Genomic DNA, 5,115 nt, shown 5'->3' with positions numbered 1-5,115 from the left:
ACACATAACTAAGCTGTTGATTATTTTCTAAAAAAGGATCTTGATTTCCGATAACGAGAATAATATCTAACGCTCTTAATTTCTCTAACCATTCTTCGCAGTCTAAATTCGGCAAAAAATGACTAGGCGTATGAAAATACACGTCTTCGTTGTAAAAACCGTCTAATAAATCATCAAACGATTCTACGCTTAACGTCAAATCATAACGCCCGGAAAACGCCACCAATTTTTTAAACTGCTCTGGATGTCTAAACGCAATGCTAGCGGCATGAAATGCCCCTAAGCTTAACCCATGCGAGATAACACAGGGATGTGGATTTTTTTTGTGCATAAACGGCAATACTTCGTTCAACACATACAGTTCAAACTGTTGATGACGTTGAATGCGCCCAGAAGGATGCGCCCAATTACAATAAAAACTCTCTGAATAAATGCCGTCTATACAGTATAACTGTAGCCAACCTTGCTCAATCTTATGTTTTAACGCATTGACCATACCAATCGTTTCGTACTCATAAAATCGACCATCACGCGTCGGGTACACTAACACTTTCGCACCTGCATGACCAAACACGAGTAATTCCATATCACGGTGTAAATGCTTACTCCACCACTTGTGATACTCACGGTTCATTCATCCTCTCCTGCAATGAACGTTAATTCTTAACTTATGTTGTTAAACTTAATGGCGCAAAAAAATCTTCTAACTGTTTAAGCAATTCATGTCGTTGCTGCTCTTGTTCTGGATAAGAAAAATGTCCTGCACGTAAAACAAATAATTTTTTATCATTAGGCAATGCATTATAAATAGCAAACTGTCCAGGCGGTGCTACACAAGGGTCAAACTCAGCGCACGCACAATGCATAGGTATGCGTATATATTTAGCCGCCGTAGCGGCATCATAATAACGTAGCACTTTTAAGGTTTTCTTTCGTTGTTGACAGTAAAACCGCTGCACACTGTCAGCACTGCCCTGGGATTTCAAGCGTAAACGTAAAGGCTGATGACCAAATGTAGGCACGTTTAAATGGCCTAAGCGAATACGCTGTTCCCACGCTAACGCGAGCGCGCCTATGCCACCGGCAAAGCTAATCCCTAAATAGCCTAAACGGTCTTTTAAGTGTGGGAATAACGTTAACATGCTGTCGTTGCTAACCATACATCGTCAACGCAACCGCCAATAATATAATCATCGCGTTTGTCTAAATTATGACGCACATGCCAATAAGGGTCAGAGGAAACACCAGGTACAGCACTTAAACTCAGACCGCGAAAACAAGGGAACATTAAGGCTGCATCGGTAAATGGTAAATCAAAATCGGGCTGTTCACGCCCGCCATAACCATGACCGATAATAAGTCCACGCTTAATGGCATTACGCTTTGGTAGCAATAACCAGCCTTGAATGCGAAACTGCTGTGTTGACGTGTAACTAAGTTTATAAACCTGCCAATCCGGGTGGGCTTGCTCTAAACATATAATCTCAGGATGAGTGACTTGGCTTAAGGCCGCTTGGTAACGCTGCTGCCAAAACTCAACAAAATCCTTAGGCTCAGATGGCGGCTGTAGCACCAATAATTGCTCTAAGCTATAGCCATAACTGGGATTAAAACCAAACGCCCCCTCCCCCCATGCGTGACTATCATCAGACATAAACACCTCTTCATTTGTTATACCATGCTGCTGATGACAACATGATGTAAGTACTCTAAACAAAAATTGTTAAGTATATACCACTGACAAGCCCCCAATCACAGACTATTGCCGTATAATACACAACACAAGGCTTTTTGCCGTCTTTGTTGAATTATTTTATGCATATTACCGCTATTTATCCCGGCACGTTTGATCCTATTACCAACGGTCATCTTGACTTAATCGCCAGAGCGACGAAACTCTACGATAAAGTCATAGTCGCTGTCGCAGTTAATAAATATAAAACCCCATTATTTTCATTAGAAGAGCGCGTCGCAATGGTTAAGGCCGTTACGCCGTATTTTAACAATGTCGATGTCATTGGTTTTGATAATTTGTTGGTTGAATGCGCACAAAGTCAAGGTGCTGCGGTGATTATCCGAGGCTTACGCGCAGTGTCTGATTTTGAGTATGAATTTCAATTAGCGGGTATGAATAGGCGCTTAGCACCACAACTAGAGACAGTATTTTTGACGCCTTCAGAACAATACGAATTTATTTCCTCAACTATGATTCGGGAAATTGCCCGCTTAAAAGGCGATGTTTCCAGCTTTGTTCCCGAATGTGTGCGGCAATCATTAACTCAGAAATTTAATCACCAGGAGTAGAGCATGGCTCTTATTATTCATGAAGAATGCATTAATTGCGATGTATGCGAACCCGAATGCCCAAATGGCGCTATTTCACAAGGCGAAGATATTTATGTTATTAATCCCGCTTTATGTACTGAATGTGTCGGTCATCATGGCACGCCACAATGTTTAGAAGTGTGTCCGGTTGAATGTATTACCAAAGATCCGGATAGAGTTGAAGATCAAGAAACGTTGTACCAAAAGTATTTAAAATTGACTCAACAAGCATAATCTATGCGCATAAAAAAAGCCCACGTTGGTTAACCAACGTGGGCTTCTCATCACAAGAAAGGCATTAGCAAGGGAATAAATCGCCTTTACCGAATGCTTCAACTGTAAAATGCCAATCATCTAACCTAAACGTTGCACCTACAGCATTGACTTTATATTGGACTTTAAAGGTTATTGATGAACCACTGCATAACCCAGCAAAAGTTGCTGACCGTTCCATTGCATGGGCTTGCCAAGAATATTCAGGTCTTGCACCATCCCAAGTACTATCAAACGCAAAATCGCCACCTGCGCCAGCTTTCGGGCTTAACTCAGAGTTGTTGGCTACAATACGCACTTGACACCAAGCTTTTACTGCACCAGAGCAAATCGATTCAGCAGAAAAAAACGTGCGACATAAAGCTGAGTGGTATTTCCAGGTCTATCAACCGTCACTGCCGAACCAGGCAAATCAACAAGTGCCCAATTGCGCTGCGTCGTTTATAGTCAACGAAGAGGATGAAGCCGACTTAGCGATATAAACAGCATTAATACCGCCTCTAGCAGAATCGGTTTCTGCGAGTGTAACGGATGCAAATACTGAAAGACATGTAGCAACAGCAGTGGCCAATAACGTTTTTTCCAAATAAGGCGTGTTTAGTTTTCATGGTAATCCTCGTCTAGCTAGTTTTGTTAATTAATGACAACAAGTTTCTTGGCTTGACTTCGTAAATATCTCGACCATAGCAAAAACCAGAAACTGGTTAAAATAATCACATATCTTACGCTCTTGTAAAAGGCAATATTAACGACTACTTAACGGATTTTTTACATTTCCAGCTTAAGTCAAACCTGCCAAACCGATAACAAAACCGCTAAAATTACAGAACCTAAAAACAATCCAATAACGCCAAACGCTATGAAGACCAAGAAAGTAATTTAAAACTGATTCAAGAGGCTTAATTTAGCGCATAAAAAAAGCCCACGTTGTTAACCAAAATGGGCTTCTCGTCACATAATCAGCTGATTAGCAAGTAAAGAAATCGCCTTTACCCATTGCCTCAACCGTAAAATGCCAGTCGTCTAATCTAAACGTAGCACCTACGGCACTGACTTTATACTGAACTTTAAATGTTGTAGTGACCTTGCCGCTGCATGTACCAGCAAATGATGTTGAACGTTCCATTGCATGGGCTTGCCAAGAAGAAGCGGGTCTTGCACCATCCCAAGTACTATCAAACGCAAAATCAGTACCGGAAGCTGGAGATAATTCATTTTTACCTGCCAAAATACGCACTTGACACCAAGCACTTACCGCACCAGAACAAATCGATTCAGCAGAAAAACGTGCAACATAAAGCTGAGTCGTATTATTAGGTCTATCCACCGTCACCGTCGCACCCGGCACATCAACCCAAGTGCCTAATTTTGCCGGATCAGTGATGGTCAGTGAAGAAGCTAAAGCCGATTTAGCGATGTAAACAGCATTAATACCGCCTTTAGCAGAATCAGTTTCTGCGAGTGTAACGGATGCAAATGCTGAAAGACTTGTAGCAATAGCTGCGGCCAATAACGTTTTTCCTAATAAGGCGTGTTTAATTTTCATGATATACCTCGTTTAATATGTTATTTTATTAATTATTTTGAATTAGTTTCTTAGGCTTAAATGAGTCAATGAGTTGCTCACATGTAAAACCGGAAACTGGTTAAAATAATCCCATATTCTCCCCATCGTGTAAAAGGCAATATTAAGGCCTGCTTAACGGATTTTTTTACATCTGCTGCTTAAGCCAAACCTGCCAAACCGATAGCAAAACCGTTAAAATCACAGGACCTAAAAACAAGCCAATAAGGCCAAACGCTGTTAAACCACCAAAGACACCAAACATCACCGCTAATAAAGGAACGTTACTAGTCCCACTAATCACTAACGGCCTAACGACATTATCCACGGTACTCACGACCAAAAAGCCCCAAAGTAACAAGCCTATGCCCGGCCAAATATCACCACTCATCAGCATGATTAACCCAATAGACAACCAAACCAGCATAGCACCCATAGGAATTAACGCGAAGATCGCCGTCACCACACTCAATAAAATCGGCGCCTTAACGCCAGCAACGGCATAACCGATACCAGCCGTAATGCCTTGCGCCATTGCCGCCAACACAATGCCATAAACCACAGCGCGCGTCGTATCAGCAACTGCATGTAAATAAACCTGATGATGCTCCCCCAAAAAACGCAGCAAACCTTTTTGTAACTGCTGCAAAAATGCCGCGCCATCGCGATAGCAAAAAAATAAGGTGACGAGTACAAAACCCAGTTTAAACAGATAAGCACTGAGCTGTTTAGCAAATTGCCCTAATTCACTTAACACGTGCTTTGCCCAGTCGATGAATGGCTGCGTCATATCGATAGACTCAGGACTAATTTGTCCAAAGGTTTTATATAGCGTTGCACCTAAGACCGGAATTTTTTTTTTTAAATCATTAGGAAAGGTTAAATGACCTTGTTCAAACTGTTGCTGCAAAAGCTGATAAGCGGTAACTAGCTCACGCTGAAGCATAGACCAC

The 5,115-nt window shown here is 41.7% G+C and carries 8 protein-coding genes; 2 read left to right on the top strand and 6 right to left on the bottom strand.

Features of this window, described 5'->3' with window-relative positions; genetic code table 11:
* The 3 genes from VZ94_RS17825 to VZ94_RS29585 form a co-directional block, all read right to left on the bottom strand.
* A partial coding sequence (locus VZ94_RS17825; protein ID WP_045780253.1) for an esterase family protein occupies positions 1-634 on the bottom strand: 634 nt, incomplete at its 3' end.
* A 34-nt stretch (positions 635-668) separates the two neighbouring features.
* Positions 669-1,142, bottom strand: coding sequence for an acetylxylan esterase (locus tag VZ94_RS29590; protein WP_239650053.1), 474 nt, complete (start codon positions 1,140-1,142; stop codon positions 669-671).
* Positions 1,136-1,654, bottom strand: a complete 519-nt coding sequence (locus VZ94_RS29585; RefSeq protein ID WP_239650052.1) for an acetylxylan esterase — start codon at positions 1,652-1,654, stop codon at positions 1,136-1,138. Before VZ94_RS29585 ends, VZ94_RS29590 begins: the two co-directional genes overlap by 7 nt.
* 161 nt (positions 1,655-1,815) lie before the next feature.
* Between VZ94_RS29585 and coaD the strand changes: the two genes are divergently transcribed.
* The gene (gene coaD, locus VZ94_RS17815; protein WP_045780254.1) at positions 1,816-2,304 is read left to right on the top strand and encodes a pantetheine-phosphate adenylyltransferase; all 489 of its coding nucleotides are present in this window, start codon (positions 1,816-1,818) and stop codon (positions 2,302-2,304) included.
* 3 nt (positions 2,305-2,307) lie between these two features.
* Positions 2,308-2,559, top strand: a complete 252-nt coding sequence (locus tag VZ94_RS17810) for a YfhL family 4Fe-4S dicluster ferredoxin (RefSeq protein WP_045780252.1) — start codon at positions 2,308-2,310, stop codon at positions 2,557-2,559.
* Between the two features lie 64 nt (positions 2,560-2,623).
* On the opposite strand, the gene VZ94_RS17805 is transcribed toward VZ94_RS17810, so the two are convergent.
* The 3 genes from VZ94_RS17805 to VZ94_RS17795 all read right to left on the bottom strand — a co-directional run.
* Entirely contained in the window at positions 2,624-2,896 is a 273-nt protein-coding gene (locus tag VZ94_RS17805; protein ID WP_045780251.1) for a hypothetical protein, read from the bottom strand.
* Positions 2,897-3,565: 669 nt separating this feature from the next.
* On the bottom strand, positions 3,566-4,144 hold the full coding sequence (locus tag VZ94_RS17800) for a hypothetical protein (RefSeq protein ID WP_045780250.1): 579 nt from the start codon (positions 4,142-4,144) through the stop codon (positions 3,566-3,568).
* Between the two features lie 166 nt (positions 4,145-4,310).
* A partial coding sequence (locus tag VZ94_RS17795) for an AI-2E family transporter (protein ID WP_045780249.1) occupies positions 4,311-5,115 on the bottom strand: 805 nt, incomplete at its 5' end.

The sequence above is a fragment of the Methylocucumis oryzae genome (assembly GCF_000963695.1).
GTDB lineage: Bacteria > Pseudomonadota > Gammaproteobacteria > Methylococcales > Methylomonadaceae > Methylovulum > Methylovulum oryzae.
This window is presented reverse-complemented; position numbering and strand designations above follow the sequence as displayed.

Coding starts and splice junctions, on each gene's coding strand:
- VZ94_RS17810 (WP_045780252.1), top strand. CDS start 2,308: ATGGCTCTTATTATTCATGAAGAATGCATTAATTGCGATGTATGCGAA.
- VZ94_RS17800 (WP_045780250.1), bottom strand. CDS start 4,144: ATGAAAATTAAACACGCCTTATTAGGAAAAACGTTATTGGCCGCAGCT.
- VZ94_RS29590 (WP_239650053.1), bottom strand. CDS start 1,142: ATGTTAACGTTATTCCCACACTTAAAAGACCGTTTAGGCTATTTAGGG.
- VZ94_RS29585 (WP_239650052.1), bottom strand. CDS start 1,654: ATGTCTGATGATAGTCACGCATGGGGGGAGGGGGCGTTTGGTTTTAAT.
- coaD (WP_045780254.1), top strand. CDS start 1,816: ATGCATATTACCGCTATTTATCCCGGCACGTTTGATCCTATTACCAAC.